At 59.3% G+C, this 24,257-nt stretch carries 15 protein-coding genes; 10 read left to right on the top strand and 5 right to left on the bottom strand.

The window, feature by feature from the left end; genetic code table 11:
- The first annotated feature begins 327 nt into the window (after nucleotides 1–327).
- From V7756_RS02670 to V7756_RS02700, 7 genes are all read left to right on the top strand, one after another.
- The gene (locus V7756_RS02670; RefSeq protein ID WP_335608603.1) at nucleotides 328–2,217 is read left to right on the top strand and encodes a PAAR domain-containing protein; all 1,890 of its coding nucleotides are present in this window, start codon (nucleotides 328–330) and stop codon (nucleotides 2,215–2,217) included.
- Between the two features lie 16 nt (nucleotides 2,218–2,233).
- The gene (locus tag V7756_RS02675) at nucleotides 2,234–2,899 is read left to right on the top strand and encodes a DUF2931 family protein (RefSeq protein WP_335608604.1); all 666 of its coding nucleotides are present in this window, start codon (nucleotides 2,234–2,236) and stop codon (nucleotides 2,897–2,899) included.
- A 652-nt stretch (nucleotides 2,900–3,551) separates the two neighbouring features.
- On the top strand, nucleotides 3,552–5,201 hold the full coding sequence (locus tag V7756_RS02680) for a wax ester/triacylglycerol synthase family O-acyltransferase (RefSeq protein WP_335608605.1): 1,650 nt from the start codon (nucleotides 3,552–3,554) through the stop codon (nucleotides 5,199–5,201).
- 52 nt (nucleotides 5,202–5,253) lie between these two features.
- Complete coding sequence (locus tag V7756_RS02685; RefSeq protein ID WP_335608606.1) at nucleotides 5,254–6,708, top strand: DUF3336 domain-containing protein; 1,455 nt, start codon at nucleotides 5,254–5,256, stop codon at nucleotides 6,706–6,708.
- A gap of 205 nt (nucleotides 6,709–6,913) precedes the next feature.
- Entirely contained in the window at nucleotides 6,914–7,774 is an 861-nt protein-coding gene (locus V7756_RS02690; RefSeq protein WP_335608607.1) for a uroporphyrinogen-III synthase, read from the top strand.
- 288 nt (nucleotides 7,775–8,062) lie between these two features.
- The gene (locus V7756_RS02695; protein ID WP_335608608.1) at nucleotides 8,063–10,513 is read left to right on the top strand and encodes a Lon protease family protein; all 2,451 of its coding nucleotides are present in this window, start codon (nucleotides 8,063–8,065) and stop codon (nucleotides 10,511–10,513) included.
- A gap of 379 nt (nucleotides 10,514–10,892) precedes the next feature.
- Complete coding sequence (locus V7756_RS02700; protein ID WP_335608609.1) at nucleotides 10,893–11,408, top strand: TIGR00645 family protein; 516 nt, start codon at nucleotides 10,893–10,895, stop codon at nucleotides 11,406–11,408.
- Here V7756_RS02700 and V7756_RS02705 read toward each other — a convergent pair whose 3' ends face one another.
- The 3 genes from V7756_RS02705 to pap form a co-directional block, all read right to left on the bottom strand.
- The gene (locus V7756_RS02705; protein WP_335608610.1) at nucleotides 11,409–12,527 is read right to left on the bottom strand and encodes a methyltransferase; all 1,119 of its coding nucleotides are present in this window, start codon (nucleotides 12,525–12,527) and stop codon (nucleotides 11,409–11,411) included. It abuts the gene before it with no gap.
- A gap of 117 nt (nucleotides 12,528–12,644) precedes the next feature.
- Nucleotides 12,645–13,052, bottom strand: a complete 408-nt coding sequence (gene mscL / locus V7756_RS02710) for a large-conductance mechanosensitive channel protein MscL (protein WP_335608611.1) — start codon at nucleotides 13,050–13,052, stop codon at nucleotides 12,645–12,647.
- 56 nt (nucleotides 13,053–13,108) lie between these two features.
- Entirely contained in the window at nucleotides 13,109–14,563 is a 1,455-nt protein-coding gene (gene pap / locus V7756_RS02715) for a polyphosphate:AMP phosphotransferase (RefSeq protein WP_335608612.1), read from the bottom strand.
- A 168-nt stretch (nucleotides 14,564–14,731) separates the two neighbouring features.
- On the opposite strand from pap, the gene radA reads away from it, so the two are divergent.
- Complete coding sequence (gene radA / locus V7756_RS02720; RefSeq protein WP_335608613.1) at nucleotides 14,732–16,102, top strand: DNA repair protein RadA; 1,371 nt, start codon at nucleotides 14,732–14,734, stop codon at nucleotides 16,100–16,102.
- A gap of 226 nt (nucleotides 16,103–16,328) precedes the next feature.
- Here the strand turns inward: radA and V7756_RS02725 are convergent, their stop codons facing one another.
- Nucleotides 16,329–16,685 (bottom strand): PilZ domain-containing protein, encoded by a 357-nt coding sequence (locus V7756_RS02725; RefSeq protein ID WP_335608614.1) that lies wholly within the window; start codon nucleotides 16,683–16,685, stop codon nucleotides 16,329–16,331.
- 164 nt (nucleotides 16,686–16,849) lie between these two features.
- Entirely contained in the window at nucleotides 16,850–18,514 is a 1,665-nt protein-coding gene (gene ettA / locus V7756_RS02730; protein WP_335608615.1) for an energy-dependent translational throttle protein EttA, read from the bottom strand.
- Nucleotides 18,515–18,759: 245 nt separating this feature from the next.
- Between ettA and V7756_RS02735 the strand changes: the two genes are divergently transcribed.
- Both V7756_RS02735 and glyA read left to right on the top strand, forming a co-directional pair.
- Complete coding sequence (locus V7756_RS02735; RefSeq protein ID WP_335608616.1) at nucleotides 18,760–22,623, top strand: sensor domain-containing protein; 3,864 nt, start codon at nucleotides 18,760–18,762, stop codon at nucleotides 22,621–22,623.
- 115 nt (nucleotides 22,624–22,738) lie between these two features.
- Entirely contained in the window at nucleotides 22,739–23,995 is a 1,257-nt protein-coding gene (gene glyA, locus V7756_RS02740; RefSeq protein WP_335608617.1) for a serine hydroxymethyltransferase, read from the top strand.
- Nucleotides 23,996–24,257: the final 262 nt, after the last annotated feature.

The following is a 24,257-nucleotide window of genomic DNA, read 5'->3' on the forward strand; positions in this document are numbered from 1 at the left end:
GGACGATGCTGGCGTATTTGCAGTCAAAAGCGGAGCGCAGAGGTAGAGGTGCTCGAAAGGTGGGTGCCGGCAAGTGCCACCCGCTATCCCCATGGATGTCGGGGCGCACCAATGAGTGCCGGGTTGGTGCACGTGCAGCGCCGCTGGCTTGGCTTCTGTTCCTGAACGCGGATAGTGTTGAAGCAGGGCGATTGGTTTGTGCGCACGCCTATTTCATCGGGCTGACGCGCACTGCGTCACAAACTGCCCGCAAAGCAATTGCCCCCGCCGCACTAGCTTTCTAGCCTCGTTTTTCACAGGAGTGAGACCAGCTAAAAGGAAACCGGCATGACAGGCAAACCCGCAGCCCGCCAGGGCGACCCTACCCATTGTCCGAAAAAGGGCCACGGCAGCAATACCATTGTTACCGGCTCACCAGATGTACTGATTGATGGCCAGCCCGCTGCGCGAATGGGTGACACCATCGCTTGCGGCAGTACTCTGGCCAGCCAGGTAGTCCCCAATGTGCTGATCAATGGCCGGCCTGCTGCAGTGCTCGGCAGTACTGGCACGCATGGTGATGTAGTCATAGGCGGCTCGGGCACGGTGGTGATTGGTGGCGCTGTTGTTGCGGCCAGCGGGGAGGGCGGCAACAGCCAACTGCTCGCGCCGGGCGGAGCAGTACCCGCTCAGCAGTTGCGCCAAGGCGCAGTTGGCGAAGCCCTGCCGTTTTCCGTTGAGGAAGAAGAGGAGGAAGACGAGCAAGAGCTGCCGTTGCAGCAACGTATCACCCTGCGGATAGGGATGTTTTTCGACGGCACCCTGAACAATATGAACAACGCAGCCTTTACCGCGGAGTGCCGACGGCAGGATCTGAATCTGTTTGAGCCCGAAGAGCTGGAGCGCATTCGCGTTTTCTGTGAAGAAAATGGCTACGGCGAGTTTTCCGCCGAAGGGCGTTTTGAGGCGACGCCGGATAACAGTTACGGGAATGAAGCCAGCAATGTGGCGTTGTTGTATGACTTGTATCTTGATCAGGCTGATTTGACGCTCGGCACGCATGATACTGAAGCTAGCCTTGCGGTTTACATTGATGGCATCGGTTCCACGGCGGGGCAGCCCGATTCTTTGACGGGCTACGCATTTGGGCAAGGTGAGACGGGGGTCGTTGAGCGAGTAAAGCAAAGTCCGCAGCTCATTCTTAAAAAGTTCCGTGAGCTGGTAGATAACAATCCTCAGTTCCTGATAGAGAGAATTCAGTTCGACGTTTTCGGTTTCAGTCGAGGAGCTGCGGCCGCAAGACATTTTGCCAATGAGGTATGTGCGGCTGGAGGCGGAGTGCTCGCGCCTCATTTCAGCAGCGTATTGGCCGTTATGGTGGATGAATTCGAGTGGTCAAATCATACAAGTATCAACTTCATTGGGCTGTTCGATACTGTCGCCGCTATCGGCGACCCAGCAGGCGGAGAGCTTAGCGTCGGTAATGCCTACAACCCAGGAGTTAACTTGCACCTTGCACCAGATTGCGCCAACAAGGTTGTACATCTCACTGCCGCTGACGAGCATAGGCACAACTTCAGCCTTAACCGTGTAAACGCAGCCGGGAGCGAAGTTCATGAAGAGCTGGTTTTACCGGGTGTGCATTCTAATCTCGGGGGCGGATACCCTGCGGTAACGCGAGAAAAGGTGTTACTGGGACGGCCACAGTTGGTTCGCGGCGATTACTACTCGTTAAGTGGTATTGACAGATTCAAGCTGGAGCGGTCTCACGCGTGGCGACAACGTGAGGCAGAGGAGGCTAGATTTCGTGCCACGGGATTGCCTGGGAACGGGCGGTTTATAAAGCAGGAAATTATTCTGCCCAGGGAATACGAGAGGCGGACAGGGCTGGGCGGATCAGGAGATATATTGCTGATCTTGGCAATGGACCGGTTTGTGCGTGGAGACCTTTCCAAAGTGTCGGCGACGGTGATGCATGCGAAAGCAGTTTTGCACAACGTACCCTTCAAAAAAATCCCGAGTACGCTCGCGTTTGCGATACCTGAAGCGCTAGGGGCTATCGCTACCAAGATTCTAGCGGCAGCCGCTGACCGGAAAAGCGCAGTGTTGTCGGAGACTGAAGGGCGCTTCCTGCACGGCCATTACATACATTCTTCTGCCAATTGGAACGCAAAATGGGGTCTGTTCCCCAACAAGCCACGGGATGGAAACGAGAGAGCCACATATGCCAGTCAGTAACTTTCGGGGGCGCGCAATGAATAAAGTTCCAATGGCGTTGCTACTACTTCTGGTGCTCATGGGGTGTGTAGCAACAGAAAAGCGCGAGCACATCGAGGAGTTGCCATACCGAGCTTGGGAGATTGGACTTATAGCGCCGAACTATATGGAGGTTTGGGTAGAAAGCGTGGACGTGACAGATCTATATGGGCGTAAATACCTGCGCGTGCATGGTGGGGTATCGTCGGTTACTAACCCTCCCGAAAATCGTGGAGATCCAACAGGCTGGCCAGCGAGGCCAGGGGTTGGCAAGACGCGACCTATGACAGGGCTTGCCTTGCCAAAAACTGTCTCTGTCCGCTGGCAATCACTGGCAGAGCCGCAAACCTATAATGCGCGTATAGATATTCCTGAATGGGCTCGTGTCGAAATGCTTACCGGCCACGAAGCCTACTGTCGCTTCGATGAGAAAAATATAACCGCGTATCGCTACGCCATCACCTTGGGGTTGGCGCCTGGTGGAATTGTCAAAGCCTGGCTTACAGGCGCTTGTCTTGAACCCATCGAAATCGGCCGTTTCGAAGGCTCAATAAATCCGGAAGGTCCAAGTCGTGGACAAACCAATGGCCGCTACGCGCTGCCTCTGGATCCTGCAGCCCAGCACTATCTCGAAACCCACGAGATTCCCTTCGGTAGTTGGTAGTCCTGCCGTGCTGAGGTGTCGACTTGCCAAGGCAACTATATCGATTTCAGTGGCGCTGGCGCTAGGGAGAGCAAAGGCTGCGTAGCTGAAGAGCAAAGCCAATCTGCCGTTTCGAAGGCGCACTCGATCCACAGGACCTTGCGAAGGCACGTCCGGGGCGCTTATTGCCGTTCGCAGCATTACCTCAACACGCACAAAACCCCCTGTGAGAGCTGGTGACGTGCTGCCGTGTCAGGCGTTAGTGAAATTCCTGTCTCCGACGAAATCCATCACCCGCTGCAGCATTGACCGGCCAACTTATACGCGCCGGGTACGGCTGTTGCGCACCATTATGGCGCGACTTTGCCGGGCCGGATGCGGATTAATTTTGAAATATGTCGCTTCATCTGCGCGGGGATAAAAGCTCTGAATTGCGGCTTGCAACGCCAATTTTGTGAGCTGTGGCCACTATTCCGCCTGCTGTGACCAATTGGTCACAAAATTGCATTATCCTGTTCAGCCTCAAATTACGTCGTTTTGAAGCGATGGCTGTTTTTTGGTGCGTTTTACATTTCTGGCTTAACTGCTTGACTTGAATCAAGGTCTGCCGCTCGCGGGACGGCGATGCTTGGTGATGAATCAAATACACCTACCCGGCTCGAGGATTTCTACGATGAAACAGCTCACCCCCATGGATTCCCATTTTTACTATTTCGAGGCGCCGAATCAGCCCATGATGATCGGCAGCCTCTGGCTTTGCGACCAAAGCAGTGCGCCTGGTGGGCTGGTGCGACACAAGGAAGTGCTGCAGTACATCTCCGATCGCCTGAACACCACGTCCTTCTTCCGCCGTCGGTTGGAGCAGGCGCCCTTGCAGCTGGATGACCCATACTGGCTGGACGATGAGAATTTTGATCTGGAGTACCACGTGCGCCACGTGGGTTTGCCGCAGCCGGGGGACTGGCGACAGCTGTGCATTTTCACCGCGCGGACCATGTCGCGCAGTGTGGATATGGAGCGCGCGCCCTGGGAGATCTACATCATCGAGGGGGTGAACAACGTCGAGGGTATCCCCCCCAACAGCTTTGCGGTGCTGATTCGTTTCCATCACGCCTATGTGGACGGCAAGGCCAGCCTGGAGCTGACCACCGCCATGATGGAAGAAACGGCCGAGCATGAATATGGCCGTCGCGACCGCGTCGAGGTCGCCGAGCGCGCTCCCACTCGTCTGGAAATGTGGGCACGTACCACGCCGCGCATGATGAGTCAGACGCTGCGTAGCATGAAGGCGGGTTGGACCGTTGGCCGTAAGGGCCTGGAACTGGCTCGCCGCCTGCGCGATGAGGCCAAGCCGGAGCAGACCCGGGTACCCAAGAGCATTTTCAATACCCAAATCTCGCCGCACCGTTCCTACGGGGCTTTTACCTGGCGGATTTCGGAGCTCAAGCGCATGCGCCAGCTATGCCCAGGTGCAACCCTTAACGATGTGGTCATTGCCATTATTGGTGGCGGCATGCGCCGTTATCTGTCGCACCACAACGTGCTGCCGGCCAATGGATCGCTGGTCTCCATGTGCCCGGTGTCGGTCCGTCCGAGCGAAGCCAATACCGATTGTGGCAATCTGATTTCCGCCATGCTCATTGGTATCGGTACCGATATTTCCAATCCGGTTGACCGGCTCCAGGCTGTGCAAAGGCGCACTGCCAAGGGTGTGCCTTTGGCCAAGGAGGTTTTTTGTGATTTGAGCAATGCCTTTGGCGACATGATCCCGCCCTACCTGCGCGCGTTCGGTGCCTGGACACAGAACCGTATCCGCTCGGTCGGACGCTTCCCGCTATTCAACACGGTCATTACCAATGTGCCGGGTATTCCGGGTATGCAGCCGCGCTATTTCGCCGGCGCCAAGATCGTCAATGTATTTCCGCTGGTACCGGTCTCCGATGGCATGGGCATCAGTCATGGCATGACCGGTATCTACGACGAGCTGAATCTGGGCGTGGTGGCAGACCGCAAGATAGTGGGCGACATGGACACCTATATTGCCTGCATGGAGGCTTCTACTCAGGAGTATCAGGAGCTTCTGCATGCGCTGGAAGCGGCCCATGCCCAGGAAAGCGAGCAACAGTCGCTGACGGCGATCAGCCAATCGGCAGCGCAAACCCGCGAGGGGGAAACACGCGTGGCGGACAATAATCCAGACAACGCGGTAGCGCGCGACAAGGCGAGCGCCTCCAAGCGCAAAGGCGGAAAAGTTGCCACAACACCAACCGATGCAGCCACATCGGATGTGGAGCCGGCCCGTTCGACGGGCACGTCGCGCTAGTCAATTGAAAGGCAACAGGCGCTGGTAAAGCGCCAGAGGTATGGATATGGGCTTGAAACTGTTTCAAAGCGGGCGCAGCAAATCCTTGTTGCAGGCGATGGAAAAGGCAGAGACCTACAACGAGTGGACCGAGCTGGCGGCGGAGTATGATCACGAGCATGGGCTGGATGACTGGAAGCAGGACGATGCCTGTGAAAGTTATGACTACCGCTCCTTGCGCCAGCGGCTTGATGTGTTGCGCGATCTGCGCTTTCGCGGCGACTTTCATCAGTTGCTGTTTGCTCTGAACGAGGGGGTTCACGGCAACCTTGGCGGCATGGGCAAGCCCTCGTTGTACAACAAGGCGCGACTGGGGACCAAGAATCTGATCACGCGCTATATTGATGAGCTGTGCGGCGCCCTGAACGACCTCAACGAAGTTTCTGATGAGGTCATTTCGCTGGAGGAAAAGCAGGATTTCTTTCTTCGCGCCAGCCATTGCAATGGCCGTTCGGCATTGATGCTCAGCGGCGGGGCAGTACTGGGCTTCTTTCACAGCGGCGTACTCAAGGCGCTGTTTGAGCAAGGTCTGTTGCCAGAAATCATTTCCGGCAGCAGCGCCGGCTCCATTCTCGCTGCCACCGCTTGCACCCATCACGACAATGAACTCGCCGCGCGCCTGACCATCGACAACCTGCACCATGATGTTGAAGAAACCACGGCCATTCGCCCCACACTCTCCTTGTTGGGCAACAGTCGGCCAGCGATGGACGCCGATAACCTGCGAGACTATCTGGCCAAGATCATCCCTGACATGACCTTTCAGGAGGCCTTTGAGCTGACCGGCCGCAAGCTGAACATCACGGTGACGGGGTTGTCGACGCAGCAGGCGCCGCGCTTGCTCAACGCCATTACCTCACCCAATGTGCTGATTCGCTCGGCGGTAATGGCGTCCTGTGCGATCTATGGCATCTATCCGCCGGTCACTCTGATGTGTCGCAACGCGGCTGGCGAAACCGTACCTTATCTGCCGGGCATGAAATGGATCGACGGTTCCTTCGCCGATGACCTGCCAGCCAAGCGCCTGGCGCGGCTGTATGGGGTAAACCACTTTATTTCCAGTATGACCAATCCCGCTGCGTTGGCTATCACCCCTGATCCCGATGTGCCCCGCACACGGCTGCGCACGCTGGTGAATTTTCAGGCGCATTTTCTCAAGCTGGGTGCGGTGGAGGCCATGCGCTTCAGTCGCGACAATATCCGTATCAAGTCGCCGGTTATCAGCCTGATGCAGCACCTGACCTACGGGGTGCTGGCGCAGGACTACATTGCCGACATCAATATTTTTCTGCGCAACCGCTGGGATCACCCGCTGCGTCTGCTGGCGCCACCTACCCGCGAGGCCATGCACCGGTTGATTCACGAGGGCGAGCGCTCGACCTGGGAGAAGGTTGAGATGGTGCGCAACTGCACCGCGGTCAGCCGCACGCTGGACGCCATTCTGCATAGTCGTGGTTGGGAGAACTAGCTGCCTGCGCAGGGATTGATAACACGCGGCCGGGCTGCCTGGGACTGGCGGGTTCCATCCCGGCCTGGATGGTGAGGCTGGCGCTGCTGGTGAAGATGGAACTCAGCGGTGTGGGCGTGGAACGAGATGGATATTGCGCGTTACGCTTTTCAACTGCCAGGTAGCTGCGCACAATGGGCCATACGTCCTGATTGAGAAAAGCGCCATGAGCACAGAAAACCTGCCTTTGCACGGCCGCCATATCGCACTGCCGGAGAGCCGCGAGCTGGATCTGTTCGCCGATATGCTGACCAAGCGCGGCGCACGTGTTTTGCGTTGTCCGCTGGTGTCCATTCACGATGCGCCAGATCCAGCGCCGGTCCTCAGCTGGATGCGTGGGTTGATCGCGCAACCTTTTGACCAACTCATACTGCTCACCGGCGAAGGTCTGCGGCGCATGGTTTCGCTGGCCGAGCGCGAAGGCGGGACCCTGCATGGCGAATTCGTCGCGGCCCTGGGTGCTATTCCCAAGCTGACCCGCGGCCCCAAACCCGGCGCGGCCCTGCGCAAAATTGGGCTGAAAGCCGATCGCGTAGCCGTCGCGCCAACCACAGAGGGCGTGATTGAAACCCTCAAAAACGAAAATCTGGCTGGCCAGCGTATTGGCGTGCAGCTGTACGGTACTGACCCCAATCTGCGGCTGGTGGATTTTTTAACCGCCGCTGGCGCCCAGGTGCATAGCGTTTCGCCATACGTTTATGCTGACGACGTGGAAGATGCGCGCGTCGATCAACTGATCGATGCGTTGCTGGCCGCAGAAGTCGACGCCGTGGCCTTCACCAGTGCCACCCAGGTACGGCGGCTGTTCCAGATCGCGCGCCGACGTGAACAGGGTGAAGCGCAATTGCTGATGGCCCTTGGCAAGCTCAAGGTGGCAGCAGTCGGCCCGGTAGTCGCCGACGAGCTGACCGCCTACGGCGTACGGGTTGATCTGATGCCGCAGAGCAGCTTCTTCATGAAGCCATTGGTGCGCGAGCTGGTACGTGAGCTGGGTGATCCTGCGGTGGCGCTGGACGAGCTGGATTGACTCACGCGCGTTCGCCGTCTCCAAGGCAATACGCAACAGCTACTGGCGCTCATCGCACAGCAGTACTTGGCTCGGCCGTCACGCCATGGGCAGCTGGGCCTGTATGCTGAACGCAGGGTGTTTCGCCAGAGGTCCCGCCTGCCTTCGAGACTTGTCAGCGCAAGGCCCACGGCGCAACAATGCCCTGATGCTGTCCTATTGCTCTTGCGGTCGCACGATTCGCCGTACTTTATTCAGTGCTGTCTTTGACTGCACTTTATTGCACCCCCTGTTTGCCAAGGATGCTGGATGACCACTGATTCCGCCGCGCTGCTCCAGAGGCTACGCCTCAAGCCCGAACAACTTACAGTGCCCATTGATCTCGCCAACATGGGCTTCACCACCACCGATGATCTGGAGCCCTTTCGCGGCATTCTGGGTCAGGAGCGCGCCGTCGAGGCGCTGCAGTTCGGGGTGGCCATGCACCGGCCGGGGTATAACGTCTTCGTCATGGGCGAGCCGGGTACTGGCCGTTTCTCCTACGTGTTGCGCTATTTGCGCGCCGAAGCCAAGCGGCAGATCACGCCGCAGGACTGTGTTTACGTCAACAACTTTGACGAGCCGCGCGAGCCCTGGGTGATCACCCTGGCGCCCGGCAGTGCAGGTGAGCTGATCACCACCATAGAGCAGTTGATCGATAATCTGCTGGCGACCTTTCCGGCAGTTTTCGAGCATCCGGCTTATCAACAGAAAAAGAGCGCTATCGACCGCGCCTTCAACCAGCGCTACGATCGCGCCATCGACTCGGTAGAGCGGCGCGCGCTGGAAAAGAGTATCGCTATCTATCGCGATGCGCAGAACATTGCCTTCACCCCGATGAAGGAAGGCAAGGCGCTGGATGAGGCCGAGTTCTCGCAGTTGCCGGAGGAGGAGCGCGACCGCTTCCATGCCGACATTTCCTCACTGGAGGAGGTGCTCAACGAAGCGCTGTCCAGTCTGCCGCAATGGAAGCGCGAATCCAGCAACCTGCTGCGCGAGCTGAACGAAGAGACCATCACCGAAGCCCTGCAACCGTTGCTTGAACCGCTGCTGGAGTCCTATTGCGGCAACCAGGCGGTGTGCGAGTACCTGTTGGCAATGCGCCAGAATCTGCTCAAGACGGTGATCGACCAACTGGTCGAGGAGCGGGCGCTGGAAGCCAGGCCTGACGCTTACAAAAAGCAGATGCTGACCGAGCAGTATTGCCCCAGCCTCATCGTTGGTCATCACGGTAGCGGCGGCGCACCGGTGGTGCACGAACCGCATCCCTCCTACGACAATCTGTTCGGACGCGTGGAGTACAGCCCCGAGCAGGGCGGGTTGGTTACCAGCTATCGACATATCCGCTCTGGCGCGTTGCATCACGCCAACGGGGGTTACCTGGTGCTGGAGGCCGAGAAGCTGCTGGGCGAGCCGTTCGTCTGGGAAGCGCTGAAACGTGCCCTGCATTCGCGCCGCCTGAAGATGGAGTCGCCATGGGCCGATATGGGCCGGCTGGCGACAGTCACGCTATCGCCGCAGGTTATTCCGCTGAATCTCAAGGTGGTCATCATTGGCTCGCGGCAGGTGTATTACACCCTGCAGGAGCTGGATCCGGACTTTCAGGAGATGTTCCGGGTGCTGGTCGATTTCGACGAGGACCTGCCGCGTACTACCGACAGCATCGAAGGCATGGCGCAGCTGCTTAAAACGCGCACTTCCGAGGAAGGCCTGGCACCGCTTACCGCTGCCGCAGTGGCGCGGGTGTTGACCTACAGTGCGCGCCTGGCCGAGCACCAGACGCGCCTCTCTGCGCGCATCAGCGATATCTTCCAATTGGTGGCCGAGGCCGATTTTGTGCGGCAGCTGGCCAGCGACAAGCTCACCGACACCGCGCACATCGAGCGAGCCCTGCGCGCCAAGGAAACCCGTACTGGCCGCGTCAGCGCGCGTATCCGTGAAGACATGGTATCGGGCGTCATCCTGATCGATACCCAGGGCGCGGCGGTGGGAAAATGCAATGGCCTGACGGTGCTTGAGGTGGGCGATTCGGTGTTTGGTGTGCCGGCGCGCATTAGCGCCACGGTGTACCCTGGCGGCAGTGGCATCGTGGATATCGAGCGCGAGGTGAATCTGGGGCAGCCCATTCATTCCAAGGGCGTGATGATTCTCACCGGTTATATGGGCAGCCGCTACGCGCAGAACCATCCGTTGGAGATTTCCGCCAGCATCGCGCTGGAGCAGTCCTACGGCTATGTGGATGGTGACAGCGCTTCGCTGGGCGAAGTCTGCACCCTGATCTCGGCCCTGTCGCGCACGCCGTTGCAGCAGTGCTACGCGATTACCGGATCGATCAACCAGTTTGGTGAGGTGCAGGCAGTCGGCGGTGTGAACGAGAAGATCGAAGGGTTCTTCCGTCTTTGTCAGGCACGCGGCCTGACCGGCGAGCAGGGCGCGATTATCCCGCGCTCCAATGTGCCCAATCTGATGCTCGATGACGCCGTGCTGGAAGCCGTACGCGCCGGTCAGTTTGCGGTGTATGCGGTGGCCAATGTGGATGAAGCGCTGTCGCTGTTGGCGGGTGAGGCGGCGGGCGAAATGGATGGCGAGGGTGGTTTTTCCGAGGGCAGTATCAATGCTCGAGTGGTGGCGCGGCTGGCGGAAATTGCCGAACGCGACCGCGAAGAGGATGAAGAGGACGAAGAGGATAAAAAGGACGATGACGCTGACAAGAAGGAATGACCCCTGACGCTGCTGCGTCTGGGTGGGTTTTACCCGACTTGTCTACAGAGTTGTCCACAGGGGCTGCCTGAGCATTGTTCGCCAATGTCAGGCCGTTCACACAAAGAGGGGCTTGACCCGCCGGCGCAAGTATGGATTTCGGCGGCTGGTCAGCTTTCTGCAGGCTGCGCGGCACTAGGGATGCAGCCATTTCGCCTGGCGCCGTTTACGGGTCGGCGAATTGGGTGTTTTTTGAGCTGCGCGGTGCAACGCCAGCGTTTACAGGCCAGGACAGAGTTATCTGCGTTTTGCGCACAGTGTTATCCACAGATACTGTGCACAACTGCGCTGCTATCATAAGGCCCTGTTGAAGTTCATCTGATTGAGGTTGCAGCGGTATATGGAGCGTTTACTGGAAAACATGATGTATTCGGCGCGCTGGATTCTGGCGCCAATCTATTTTGGCCTGTCGTTTGCCTTGATGGCGCTGGCGGTCAAGTTCTTTCAGGAGCTGTGGCATCTGGCGCCGCATCTGTTCGAGATTGCCGAGGCCGATCTGATTCTGGTGGTGCTGTCGCTGGTCGATATGGCGCTGGTCGGCGGATTGCTGGTGATGGTGATGATTTCCGGCTACGAGAACTTTGTTTCGCAGCTGGATATTGAGGATGGCCGCGAGAAGCTCAGTTGGCTGGGCAAGATGGATTCGGGTTCGCTGAAGATGAAAGTGGCGGCCTCCATTGTCGCCATCTCATCGATTCACCTGCTCAAGGTGTTCATGAACGCCATCAATATCCCCAACGACAAGCTCATGTGGTACGTGATCATTCACATGACCTTTGTCGTGTCGGCCTTTGGCATGGGAGTGCTCGACAAACTGGCCAAGAACGAGAAGGGCGCTGCCGGGCTGCCAGACTGATCAGGTGGCCTGCAGTACCACGAACTTGTTGTTGGCCGCCAGTTGGCTAACGTCGCTGAAGTACTGTCTCAGTTTGACGTGATACCCCAGGTGGCGGTTGCCCACGACCAGCAGGCGGCCCCCGGGGGCCAACGCCTTGCGGCTCTGCTGAAACAGGCGCATGGCGTTCTCGTCGCCGATGACCTGCTGCTGGTGGAAGGGCGGGTTGCACAGCACCAGGTCAAGGCTCTGCTCGGCCACGCCGCGCAAGCCGTCGCTGACCTGGAACTCTGAGGTGCGTCCGGCAAAGGCCTCGGCAAAGTTCTGCTGGGCGCTGCTGACGGCGGCGTATGACTCGTCACAGAACAACAATTGCGCCTGCGGGTTGTGCAACGCGGCCATCAGGCCCAAGGCGCCGTTGCCGCAGCCCAAATCGGCGATGCGCTGCGCGGTAACCGCCTGCTGGGCAACCACCGGCAAGAGTATGCGGGTGCCGATGTCGAGTCGCTCACGGGAGAATACGCCGGGCAGATTCAACAGGCTGAGGTCGGTATTCTCCAGCCCATAGCGGGTAGTGAGCGGCTGATTGGGCGGCACCAGATCTGGTTCGAATTCGGCTGTGAGCAGGCGCGCTTTTTTCCAGCCGAGCGAAGCCTGGTAAGGGCCGATATAGCTGGCCAGCAGATCGCCTGCACGCGTCGGCAGATGCTTGATCATGGCTCCGGCCATCACTATTGCTCCGGGTGCCAACAACGGACGCAGACGCCGCAACTGCTCTTCCAGCAAGCTCAGACTTTTCGGGATGCGCAGCAACACGCGCTGATAGGGACCGGGCGGTGTCAGGTTGCCGGGCACAAAACTTATCTGTTCAGCCGCTTGCTGGTTGGCGCGCAGATTCTCCGCCAGCGCCAACTCGCTCAAGTGGGAGTCGCCCCAGCTGCAGGGCTGCTGCGCAGCCAGGGCAGAGGCCAGGGCACCAAACTGATCGTTGATAATCAACAAGGGGCCGCCGGTCTGGGCCGCATGCAGCTGATTCAGCAGGTATTGGTCCGCCGCGTCGAAGGCCTGCAAGGTAGGGTTGCGGGTGGCCGGGTAGCGGGTAAGAGACAGGGTGCCGTAAGGCGATTCTAGAAGCTGCATGCGCGGGCCGTTTGCGATCGAGGCTGCCAGTATATCGCAGCTCCCGGCTCGCATGGGCTAGTAGGAGCTAGTAGGAGCTAGTAGGGGCGGGTAGGCAGGGACCCGCCCCGGCAGGGGTCAACTGTTCTGTTGTTTGAGCAGATCGCGAATCTCGGTCAGCAACGACTCTTCCTTGGTGGGCGCAGGTGGCGCACTGGGCGCGGCCTCTTCCTTGCGCTTGAGGTTGTTCATTACTTTTACAGCGACAAAAATGGCGGCGGCAACGATCAGAAAGTCGACCACGCTTTGGATAAAAAGGCCATAGCCCAGGGTCACGGCGGGCAGATCGCCAACCGCTTCTTTCAGCACAACCTCAAGATCGGCAAAATCGACACCGCCGATCAGCAAGCCCAACGGCGGCATGATCACGTTATTGACGAAAGACGACACCACCTTGCCAAATGCGGCGCCGATGATAATGCCGACCGCCATGTCTACGACGTTGCCGCGTACGGCGAAAGCTTTGAATTCTTGCAACATGCTCATACGTACATCCTCTTGCTTGCCAATGGAGCGGGTGAAGTCCTGATCATGCGTATGCCTCAGGATTGTTTCAAACGTTTTTCCAGCCTCTCGCACACAATGCGCAGCGCCTCGATGCGGGCGTAGCGCTTGCTGGTGGAAGGGATGATGTGCCAGGGCGCGTGCGCGGTATCGGTGTTCTCCACCATGTCGTTCATGGCCTGTGCGTAATCCGGCCACTTGTCGCGGTTGCGCCAGTCCTCATCGGTCAGTTTGTATCTTTTGGTCGGTGTCTGCTCGCGCGCCTCAAAGCGTGCCAGCTGCTCCTCTGGGGTAATTGCCAGCCAGAACTTGATCACCTGGGTGCCGGCCTGGTGCAGCTGCGCCTCGAAGTCGTTGATCTCGGCGTAGGCCTGCTGCCAGCGCAGGTCGCTACACAGGCCTTCGACGCGTTCGACCAGCACACGGCCATAGTGGCTGCGATCAAATACCACCACGGTGCCGGGGGCGGGGATGCGCCGCCAGAATCGCAACAGATAGGGCTGGCTGCGCTCTTCCGGGGTGGGTGCGCGGGTGCCGTGTACGCGCAGGATGCGCGGGTCCAGGCAGTGGGTAATGCGGCGAATGGTACCGCCCTTGCCAGCAGCGTCCGCCCCTTCGAATACCAGCAACAAACTGCCTTTGCTGAAATCGGGGTGACGCGCCAGATCGCGCAGGTGCTGCTGCAACGATGCCAGTTTTCGCTTGTACACATCCTTGGCCAGCGCCTTCTCGTAATCGAGCTTGGCCAGGCGGTCGATCTTTGCTGGTTGCCAATCTGCGTCATTAGGCACCAGGCCTTTGCCCTGCAGTTTGTGTTCCATGGCCTGCAGCAGGAGTTTGCCGACTTGCAGATCCCGGTGGTCCGGGTCGCTGCCGTCTATCCAGACCCAGGGAGCGAGCGCGCTTGAGGTCAACTCGGTGGTGTGCTCGGCGCAGGCGAGGACCTTGGCGTACTCGGTGGCGCTGAACTCGCCCCATTCGCGCATCGCCACGCTTTCGATTTTCTTTTGCTGTGCCTGCTGGGTTTTCGCCGGCACATCCTGGGTTTGCGGGCGCTCCAGATGCAGCCAGATTTTCAGCACCAGTACGCCTTCGGCAACCAGCTGATTTTCGAAGCGGGTAATCTGCGCCATCTGTGTGCTGAAGCGCGCCTCCGACATCCGACCACGGCTGCGCTGGATCATCGGCTGGTGATACCAGGAGCCTAGATAAAACCCGACCGTGCCGGCCGGCGGCAGGCTGCGCCAATAGCGCCATAGACGCGGCATTTTGCGTTCCACCCCGCGTGGCACGGTGAAGGCTCTGGTATTGAGGTAGCGGTTGTCGAGCCAGTCGTAGAAGGTGTAGATCAGCTCGGCCTTGCCGGCCAGGTCGTTGCCACTGACCAGCAGCAGCACCGGTCCCTGATTGGCTTTCTGTAGTTCAAATTGCGCCTCGAGCAGATCTTCGCAGAGTGCTTCTCGTTCCTTCTTCAAGCTTTTGTCTTTGCTCATGCACATGCCTTAGTTGCTGCCGCACGCAGAATTCGACTGCGCTCGGCAGGCAAGGGTTGTTTGTTTCCTACTAGCTCGACAACAATAACGCCTTTCTGGTTCGGCTTGCTGCAGTATAGAGCGGTTGCGCCGCACAGGCCCATGAGGGCCCACTTTTCCGGGGGATGCATGGCGAAAACCAAACGCGTATACGGTTGCACCGAATGTGGCGCGACCTTTTCCAAGTGGTCGGGGCAGTGTGCGGAATGCCAGGCCTGGAATACGCTGGTGGAAACCGTGCTGGATACCACGCCAACCGGCGGCAGCCCCGCGCGCAGCAGCAATTGGACAGGCCAGCAGGCGCAGGTGAAAACCCTGGCGGAGGTCTCCACCGAAGAAATGCCGCGCCAGCCCACCGGGTCCTCTGAGCTGGATCGTGTGTTGGGCGGCGGGCTGGTAGGCGGTTCGGTGGTGCTGATTGGCGGTGATCCAGGTATCGGCAAGTCGACCATCCTGCTGCAGACGCTGTGCCGTCTGGCCCAGCAGATGCCAGCGCTCTACATTACCGGTGAAGAGTCGCAACAGCAGGTGGCGATGCGCGCCCGGCGGCTGGGCCTGCCGGAAGACAAGCTCAAGGTGATGACTGAGACCTGCATCGAGAGCATCGTGGCTACCGCGCGCCAGGAGCAGCCGAAGGTGATGGTGGTGGATTCGATTCAGACCATCTTTACCGAGCAGTTGCAATCAGCGCCCGGCGGCGTGGCACAGGTGCGTGAGAGTGCGGCGCTGCTGGTGCGCTACGCCAAGCAGAGCGGCACTGCGATTTTCCTGGTGGGACATGTGACCAAGGAGGGTTCTCTGGCCGGGCCGCGCGTGCTGGAGCACATGGTCGATACCGTATTGTATTTCGAAGGCGAAGCAGACGGCCGCTATCGTATGCTGCGCGCAGTCAAGAATCGCTTTGGCGCGGTCAACGAGCTGGGCGTCTTTGCCATGACCGACAAGGGATTGAAAGAGGTCGCCAACCCCTCGGCGATCTTTTTGTCCCGGTATGACGCGCCGATCCCCGGCAGCGTGGTAATGGCGACCTGGGAAGGCTCCAGACCCATGCTGGTAGAAGTGCAGGCATTGGTGGATACCAGCCATCTGGGCAATCCGCGCCGCGTCACTCTGGGGCTGGATCAGAACCGCCTGGCCATGCTGCTGGCGGTATTGCATCGCCACGGCGGTGTGGCTACCTATGATCAGGATGTGTTCGTCAACGTGGTGGGCGGCGTCAAGGTGCTGGAAACCGCCGCCGATCTTGCACTGTTGGCCGCAGTCATGTCGAGCCTGCGCAATCGCCCGCTGCCGATGGATCTGATGGTGTTCGGCGAGCTGGGCCTGTCTGGGGAGATCCGTCCGGTCCCCAGTGGCCAGGAACGACTCAAGGAAGCCGCCAAACACGGTTTTACGCGTGCGATTGTGCCCAAAGCCAACGCCCCCAAGGAGTCGCCCAAGGGCATGGAGGTGATCGCCGTCACCCGGCTGGATCAGGCGCTTTCTGCGATTTTTGAGTAAAACGCCGCTTTGGCGGCGTTAGCTTCAAGCTTCAAGCCGCAAGCGATCCAGCAACAGCGAAGGGGCGGGAGCCCAGTCCAACACCTCAATTGTGCAGGGCCAGTTTCCAGCTTCCAACTTCCAACTTCCAACTTCCAACTTCCAACTTCCAACTTCCAACTTCCAACTTCCAACTTCCAGCTTCCAGCTTGAGGCTTGTCACTTGTAGCTGCTGTAAAGCGCAGCGTCACAGCAGCGCTTTGAGTTCCCTTTCCAGCAATGCGGCGTCACCCGTGTTGAGCGCGATCAGGCGGCGCAGGTGGCTGATGGAGTCGAGATCTATGTGTTCGCAGACAAAGCCCAGCAGGCCTTCTTCCGCGTGGCTGAGGCTGGCTTCCATGCGGATCTGTTGGCCGTCGTTCAGTTCGATGATGGCGCTGAAGGGGGTTTCTGGCTGAGCCAGATCCCAACTGTCGGGCTGCAATACCAGCAGGCCGTGCAGCGAGATGTCGATCAGTTGTACCGGGCTTTGCCAGTTGTCCTGGTGCAGCTGGGTGTTGGCATCGAAGGGTACGCGGGTAAAGCGGCGTCTTTCATCACTCATGATTGCCTCCCGTGGCGATGCAAGGGGATGTGGCTCGGTGCCTATGCGCTGCAACGCGGCGCAATCAGGCGGCTGTCTGGTTATTCTGATGCTTTTTTGTGCTGCCTTAACTATAGCGGCTTTACGTCGAACAGCCCGGACCGCTTGGCGGTCCGGGCGGTACGTCAGGCCAGCTTCTTGTAACGCACGCGGTGTGGCTGCGCTGCTGCTTCGCCCAGGCGTTTCTTGCGATCGGCTTCGTACTCGGTGTAGTTGCCGTCAAAGAACACCACCTGCGAGTCATCCTCATAGGCGAGAATGTGCGTAGCGATACGGTCAAGGAACCAGCGATCGTGCGAGATCACGATGGCTGAACCGGGGAAGTCCAGCAGGGCCTCTTCCAGCGCGCGCAGGGTTTCCACGTCCAGATCGTTGGAGGGTTCGTCGAGCAGCAGCACGTTGGCGCCACGCTTGAGAGTCAGCGCCAGATGCAGACGGCCGCGCTCACCACCGGAAAGGTCCTTGACGAATTTCTGCTGGTCGGAACCCTTGAAGTTGAAGCGTCCCACGTAACCGCGCGAAGGCACCTCGTAGTTGCCTACCTTGATCATGTCGAAGCCGTCGGAGACCTGTTCCCACACGGTCTTGCTGCCGTCCAGGTCGTCACGGCTCTGATCCACGCTGGCGATCTCGACGGTTTCGCCGATATCGATGGCGCCGCTATCGGGCTGCTCCTTGCAGGTGATCATGCGGAACAGGGTAGATTTACCCGCACCGTTACCACCGATCACGCCGACAATCGCGCCCTTGGGCACGGAGAATGTCAGGTTGTCGATCAGCACGCGGTCGCCGTAGCCCTTGCTGACGCCGTTGAATTCAATGACCTTGTCGCCCAGACGTGGACCAGCTGGAATATAGATCTCGTTGGTTTCGCTGCGCTTCTGGAATTCCTGCGATTGCAGCTCTTCAAAGCGCTGCAGACGTGCCTTGGATTTGGCCTGGCGGCCCTTCGCGCCCTGGCGTACCCACTCCAGCTCGGCTTTCATCGCCTTGGCGTGGGAGGCTTCCTGCTTGGCTTCGGTGCTCAGACGCGCGGCCTTGGATTCCAGCCACTGCGAGTAGTTGCCTTCAAACGGAATGCCCTGGCCGCGGTCGAGTTCGAGAATCCAGCCAGCGACGTTGTCGAGGAAGTAACGGTCGTGGGTAATGGCCACCACGGTACCCGGGAAATTGTGCAGGAACTGCTCCAGCCAGGCGACGGAATCGGCGTCCAAATGGTTGGTTGGTTCGTCCAGCAGCAGCATGTCAGGCGCCGACAGCAGCAGGCGGCACAGCGCTACACGCCGCTTCTCGCCACCGGAAAGGTGTTCGATCTTGGCGTCCCACGGCGGCAGGCGCAGTGCATCAGCGGCCACTTCCAGCTGTCGCTCCAGATTGTGACCATCGGCGGCCTGCAGTATGGCTTCGAGTTTGCCCTGCTCGGCAGCCAGGGCGTCGAAGTCGGCATCGGGTTCGGCGTAGGCAGCGTAGACCTCGTCCAGGCGCGCCTGGGCGGCCTTGATTTCGCCGACCGCCTCTTCAACGATGTCGCGTACGCTCTTGTCCGCATCAAGTTGTGGCTCCTGCGGCAGATAACCTACCTTGATGCCGGGCATTGGACGGGCTTCGCCCTCTATCTCGGTATCGACGCCGGCCATGATCCGCAGCAAGGTGGACTTGCCCGCGCCGTTGAGGCCGAGCACGCCAATCTTGGCGCCGGGAAAAAAGGAGAGGGAGATATCTTTCAGAATCTGACGCTTCGGTGGGACGACTTTCCCAACCCGATGCATGCTATAAACATATTGAGCCATGGGGGCAGAACCTGTTGAATGGGGGTATGAACTGCTTCGTCATACGGGCCGGCTGGCATGGCGCCGGGGGCGTGAGGCCGTTAGCATGACGAAAGTGCAGGCAAGGCTAGCCCAACTGGGCTTCAAGGGCAAACGCCGGCCGCTGCAGCACAGGTTTTTCCGGGGTTGGGGAGTGCCGGTTGCAGGATGCAGGGGAGAGAAGGGTTAAATCGCTTTTAATAGACTGATTTTGACAAGTGACCATATTGAATAATAAGAACAGTAAAACCCAATGGCCCGCCCAAGGCGCCGACTCAGGCTCCGCACAATCCCAGTCGGTACGGGTCGGCTATTTTCTGATTGCCGCCACCGGCGTGCTGGTGCTCGCCCTGCTGGGCTGGCAGTCCTGGTTCGATTACCTTGCGCTCAAACGTCAGCACCAGGTTCAGGTGGAAGAAAGTGTCTGGTTGACCGCCGATCAGATGGCGCTCAACCTGGCAGTGACTTCGACCGCGCTGGCCCGGGTGTTGGACTATCAGGCCCCCGATCCAGGCGCCAGCTCGCTGCAGGTGGTCCAGGATTTCCTGCCCGGTGTGATCAATGTGCGCGAAGTACACCTTGACCGTCTCGGCTGGCGTTCGCCAGCTTCCTGGCAACAAACTGCCCATCGGCTGAATATCAGCGGCGAAGCCTTCGGGCTGGACTCCGACCTGGAGCACAATCAGCTTTTCTGGACTCTCTCCAGTGCTCAAGCCGGCCGCTTCTGGGTGCTGACGCTGGATGGCCGTGCGTTGGCCTCGCTGGTCTCGGCGCGTGGAGCCCAGGGGTATGTCTGGTTGCTGGAAGACGCGGGGCGCAGTCGAGTGCTGGCGCGGCAACAGGATGACCGTCTGGTCTACTCGGGTAACGCGCCCATGTCGGCGGAGGAGCGTCATCGCGTGGTGGTCAGCGCGCCGGTGGCGGGTACTCTCTGGCAGGTTCGTGGCCTGGTGGACGCTGATTACTATCACCGCCAGTTGGGGCCGCTGCTGCTCAAACGCATGTTGCTGCTGCTGGGCTCCTTGCTGACGTTGCTGCTGGTGCTCTGGCTGCTGGTACGCCAGCTCCGATCCAATCGGCACCTACGTGCCAGCCGCGAGTTGTCATTCCGACACATGCAGGATACCGAGCGGCGCTATCTGGATGTCTTTCAGGGCGTTGATATGGCGCTTTGCCTGGTTGATCTGAGTGCGCTCAAGTCCTTCATCATGCGCCAGGGATTGCACGATCAACAAGCGCTCGACCTCTGGCTGAATCAACAGCCACAGCAGCATTGCGAGCTGCTGGCCAGCATTGATCTACTGGAAGCCAATCAGGTGGCGCTGGATCTGTTGCAGGTTGACTCGCAGGACAGAGTGCTGGCGATGTTGCGCGGCGAGGAGCGCATCCGCATCGGCGGCGCACGGTACCGGCTGATACTGGCAATGATCAATGGTGATGCGCGGCTAGAGCTGGAAACGCCCATGCGTGACGCCGATGGCAAGCTGCGCTATCTCTGGATGGTGATGCGGCTGCCGCGTGAAGTGGACGAGTTGCACGCGGTGACCCTGAGTATTACCGATCTGACCGAGCGGCGACGGATCGAGCTGGCGATGCGCGAGCGCGAGCAGTTCTGGGCCAGCGTAGTGCGCTCGCTGCCAGATCTCGTCTATATACGCGATATTCACAAGATGGGGGCGGATGAGTTTTTCTTCAGTAACCGCTCGCTGGCGCTGATGCTGGGCTACAGCGCAGAAGAAGAGGCTGCCATGGGGCCGCAGTACCGTACTGCATTGCTGCATCCGGATGATCTTGAGTACATGCAGGTCAACCGCCGTCTGCAGCAGGTCCTGCCAGACAACCAGGTGCTTGAGTGGCGGGTGCGCTGGCGCCACAAGGAAACCGGATGGCGCTGGTTCAGTATTCGCTCCAAGGTATTCAAGCGCAGCTTTGATGGCCGGGTGGAGCAGGTCATCGGCTTTGTCCGTGACGCCCATGTGCAGATGCTGGCTCGGCAGGCGGTGCAACGCTCCGAGGCGCGCTACCGGCTGATGGCGGAAAACGTCAGTGATATTGTCTGGTCGACCGACAGCGAGTTTCGCACCGACTTCATCAGCCCCTCGGTGCAACATGTACTGGGTTATACCCCGGACTACCTGCAGCAGCACGGCCGCGACGAGATTATCGTTGGTGAGCGCTATCTGGAGTTCATGCATGAGCTGACCAAGGAATTGCGGCAGCAGGTCTATAGCAAGGAGAAAGCCAAGGAGCTGCGCAAGCAGGCTTTCCAGCGCCAGATAGTAGCCGATGCGATCAAGGCAGATGGGCGTAAATGCCCGCTGGAGACCCGGGTTTCGCTGATGTGGAACGCGCAGGGCCGCTTCCTGGGCCTGCTGGGTGTGGCGCGCGATATCACCGAGCAGCGGCGCACGGAAAATCGTCTGCGTATGGCCGCCACCGTATTTGAAAACACCACCGGGGCGGTGCTGGTGACTGATCCGGCCGGTTACATAGTGCAGGTGAATGAAAACTTCACGCGCATCACTGGCTACCGTAGTGATCAGATTGTCGACCAGTTGCCTTCGGTGCTGACCGCACGTCTGCACGAGGAAAGCTTCTATCTCGAGATCATGCGCGCGCTGCACGATCAGGGTCGCTGGGAAGGGGAAATATGGCAGCAGCGCAAGGACGGCGAGGCTTTCCCTAGTTGGGCCGGAATCACGGCGGTGCATGACAGCGAGGGCGACCTGGTCAGCTATGTGTGCTTCTTTGTGGATATCAGTGAGCGCAAGGCGTCGGAAGCCCGTATACAAAGCCTGGCTTACTACGATGTGCTGACCGGCTTGCCCAATCGCACCCTGTTCCAGGATCGCTTGCAGGCTGCGCTCTCGTTGGCAGCCCGGCGCTCCGAGTGGGTTGCCATCCTCTTCCTCGATCTGGACCGCTTCAAGCCGATCAATGACAGTCTTGGCCATGCGGCGGGCGATAGCGTGCTCAAGGATGTGGCGCGGCGCCTGCGCCGTTGCGTGCGCGAGAGCGATACCGTGGCGCGCATGGGCGGAGACGAATTTACTATCCTGCTGTCCGGTCTGGCCGATCACGATGCGGCGCTCTCGGCCTGCATGCATGTGGCTGAAAAGGTCTTGCTGGCGCTGGGGCCAGCCTTCGTACTGCAGGAGCGGGAGTTTTTTGTCAGCGCCAGTATTGGTATCGCGCTGGCGCCGCAGGATGGCGATGAAGACAATATACTGCTGAAGAACGCCGATACCGCCATGTATCACGCCAAGGCGATGGGCAAGGATACCTATCAGTTCTATCAGAGCGAAATGAACGCCCGGGCGCTGGAGCGTCTGGGGCTGGAGAACGATCTGCGCCGCGCGGTGCAGGAGCGCGCCTTTCATCTGGTTTACCAGCCGCAGTTCAGTTGCGCCAACGGTCGTCTGACGGGGGCGGAAGTCCTGCTGCGCTGGACCGATCCGGTGCGCGGCAGCGTCTCACCGGCCGACTTCATTCCCATTGCCGAAGAGCTGGGGCTGATTCGCGGCCTTGGCGAGTGGGTTCTGGATCAGGCTTGCCAGCAGCTGGCGCAATGGCGTCTGCGGGGCTACAGCATGCCGCGGCTGGCGGTCAATCTTTCAGCCATGCAATTTGATGATGGCCAGTTGGTGGAGCAGATATCCGGCATCCTCGAGCGCTACCAGTTGCCGCCGCAGGTCCTCGAGCTGGAACTCACCGAGAGCATTCTGCTGCGCAACCTGGAATTGACCATGAGCACGCTGAACCGGCTCAAGGACAAGGGTGTGCACATTGCCATCGACGATTTTGGCACCGGTTACTCGGCCCTCAATTATTTGAAAGACTTTCCCATAGACACGCTGAAAATTGATCGCGGCTTCATCCAGGCCATGCGGCCACACAGCCGGGATGCGCGTCTGGCTGAGGCCATAGTGGCGATGGGACGCAGCTTGCAGCTTAGGGTGATAGCGGAAGGGATAGAAACCGCCGAGCAGTACAGCCTGGTCACCGGCTTTGGTTGCGACGAAGTGCAGGGCTTTCATCTGGGGCGGCCAATTGAAGCGACGGCATTCGAGGCTTGCTGGCTTGCTGGCTGAGCCCAAATGAGCTTTTTTTACGCACGCCTGAATGCTTTTCAAGTGTCAGCCGACCTGGCTTGCGTTAAAATGCGCGCCTCTTTTGTTTCTGAACGACCTGACAGGGGGCCGTTACATGTTTAGCCGTTCCAACGATATAGCCACATTCGACGCCGATCTCTGGGCTGCCATGCAGCAGGAAGAAGTGCGTCAGGAAGAGCACATCGAACTGATTGCCTCGGAAAACTACACCAGCCCGGCCGTGATGCAGGCGCAGGGTTCGGTACTGACCAACAAGTACGCCGAAGGTTATCCGGGCAAGCGTTACTACGGCGGTTGTGAATACGTCGATGTGGCGGAACAGCTGGCAATCGACCGCGCCAAGGCGCTGTTTGGTGCCGATTACGCCAACGTGCAGCCGCATGCCGGCTCGCAGGCCAACAGCGCCGTATTCCAGGCGTTGCTGACCCCGGGTGACACCGTGCTGGGCATGAGTCTGGCGCACGGTGGTCACCTGACCCACGGCGCCACCGTGAACTTCTCCGGCAAGCACTACAATGCTGTGCAGTACGGTATCAACACCGATACCGGTCTGATCGACTACGACGAAGTCGAGGCATTGGCGCTTGAGCACAAGCCGAAGATGATCATCGCCGGTTTCTCGGCCTATTCGCAGGTTCTGGATTTTCCGCGCTTCCGCGAAATCGCCGACAAGGTGGGTGCCTACCTGTTTGTCGACATGGCCCACGTGGCTGGTCTGGTAGCTGCGGGCGTTTACCCCAACCCGGTGCCCTTTGCCGATGTGGTGACCACTACGACGCACAAGACGCTGCGCGGTCCGCGCGGCGGTCTGATTCTGGCGCGAGCCAACGAAGCGCTGGAAAAGAAGCTGAACTCTGCGGTATTCCCAGGTGGTCAGGGCGGCCCATTGATGCATGTGATCGCCGCCAAGGCGATCTGCTTCAAGGAAGCCATGAGCCCCGAGTTCAAGACCTATCAGCAGCAGGTTGTGAAGAACGCCAAGGCGATGGCTGCGGTCTTCGTGGAGCGCGGCTTTGATGTGGTTTCCGGCGGTACCGAAAACCACCTGTTCCTGCTCTCGCTGATCAAGCAGGACATTACCGGCAAGGACGCAGACGCCGCACTGGGTCGCGCCTTTATTACCGTCAACAAGAATGCTGTACCCAACGACCCGCGTTCACCTTTCGTGACCTCGGGCCTGCGTATCGGCACGCCGGCGGTGACTACCCGCGGCTTTGTCGAGGCGGATTGTCAGGCCCTGGCGGGCTGGATTTGCGACATCCTGGACAACATGGGTGACGAGTCTGTGGTGGATCGCGTTCGCGAGCAGGTCAAGCAGATCTGTGCACGGCTGCCGGTTTACGGCGACTGACACCCAGAGCGGTGGCAATCGAACCCTCCCGGCGCAGGTCGCGGAGGGTTTTTTAATGGGGTGGTGAAAGTCGGTCGGGGCCCGCAATCCGCTACCTTGCGGGCAATCGTCAGAAGGAGTGGTAAAGGTATAAAATTGACGCTGTATTTGTGACGCCCGTCTCGGCTAGGCATAATTGTAAGCGCAGCAGCCTGGCTCATAGGTTAGGCACCGGCTGCATGGCTTAACGCGTCGGCGAAGCTAGAATGACTACAAAAGAACA

The organism is Halopseudomonas sp. (assembly GCF_036961105.1).
Taxonomy (GTDB): Bacteria; Pseudomonadota; Gammaproteobacteria; order Pseudomonadales; family Pseudomonadaceae; genus Halopseudomonas.

What these genes read in the sequence shown, in the direction of transcription:
- V7756_RS02680 (WP_335608605.1), top strand. Translation starts at nt 3,552, where the DNA reads ATGAAACAGCTCACCCCCATGGATTCCCATTTTTACTATTTCGAGGCG.
- V7756_RS02675 (WP_335608604.1), top strand. Translation starts at nt 2,234, where the DNA reads ATGAATAAAGTTCCAATGGCGTTGCTACTACTTCTGGTGCTCATGGGG.
- V7756_RS02670 (WP_335608603.1), top strand. Translation starts at nt 328, where the DNA reads ATGACAGGCAAACCCGCAGCCCGCCAGGGCGACCCTACCCATTGTCCG.
- V7756_RS02700 (WP_335608609.1), top strand. Translation starts at nt 10,893, where the DNA reads ATGGAGCGTTTACTGGAAAACATGATGTATTCGGCGCGCTGGATTCTG.
- V7756_RS02705 (WP_335608610.1), bottom strand. Translation starts at nt 12,527, where the DNA reads ATGCAGCTTCTAGAATCGCCTTACGGCACCCTGTCTCTTACCCGCTAC.
- mscL (WP_335608611.1), bottom strand. Translation starts at nt 13,052, where the DNA reads ATGAGCATGTTGCAAGAATTCAAAGCTTTCGCCGTACGCGGCAACGTC.
- pap (WP_335608612.1), bottom strand. Translation starts at nt 14,563, where the DNA reads ATGAGCAAAGACAAAAGCTTGAAGAAGGAACGAGAAGCACTCTGCGAA.
- V7756_RS02695 (WP_335608608.1), top strand. Translation starts at nt 8,063, where the DNA reads ATGACCACTGATTCCGCCGCGCTGCTCCAGAGGCTACGCCTCAAGCCC.
- V7756_RS02690 (WP_335608607.1), top strand. Translation starts at nt 6,914, where the DNA reads ATGAGCACAGAAAACCTGCCTTTGCACGGCCGCCATATCGCACTGCCG.
- radA (WP_335608613.1), top strand. Translation starts at nt 14,732, where the DNA reads ATGGCGAAAACCAAACGCGTATACGGTTGCACCGAATGTGGCGCGACC.
- glyA (WP_335608617.1), top strand. Translation starts at nt 22,739, where the DNA reads ATGTTTAGCCGTTCCAACGATATAGCCACATTCGACGCCGATCTCTGG.
- V7756_RS02725 (WP_335608614.1), bottom strand. Translation starts at nt 16,685, where the DNA reads ATGAGTGATGAAAGACGCCGCTTTACCCGCGTACCCTTCGATGCCAAC.
- ettA (WP_335608615.1), bottom strand. Translation starts at nt 18,514, where the DNA reads ATGGCTCAATATGTTTATAGCATGCATCGGGTTGGGAAAGTCGTCCCA.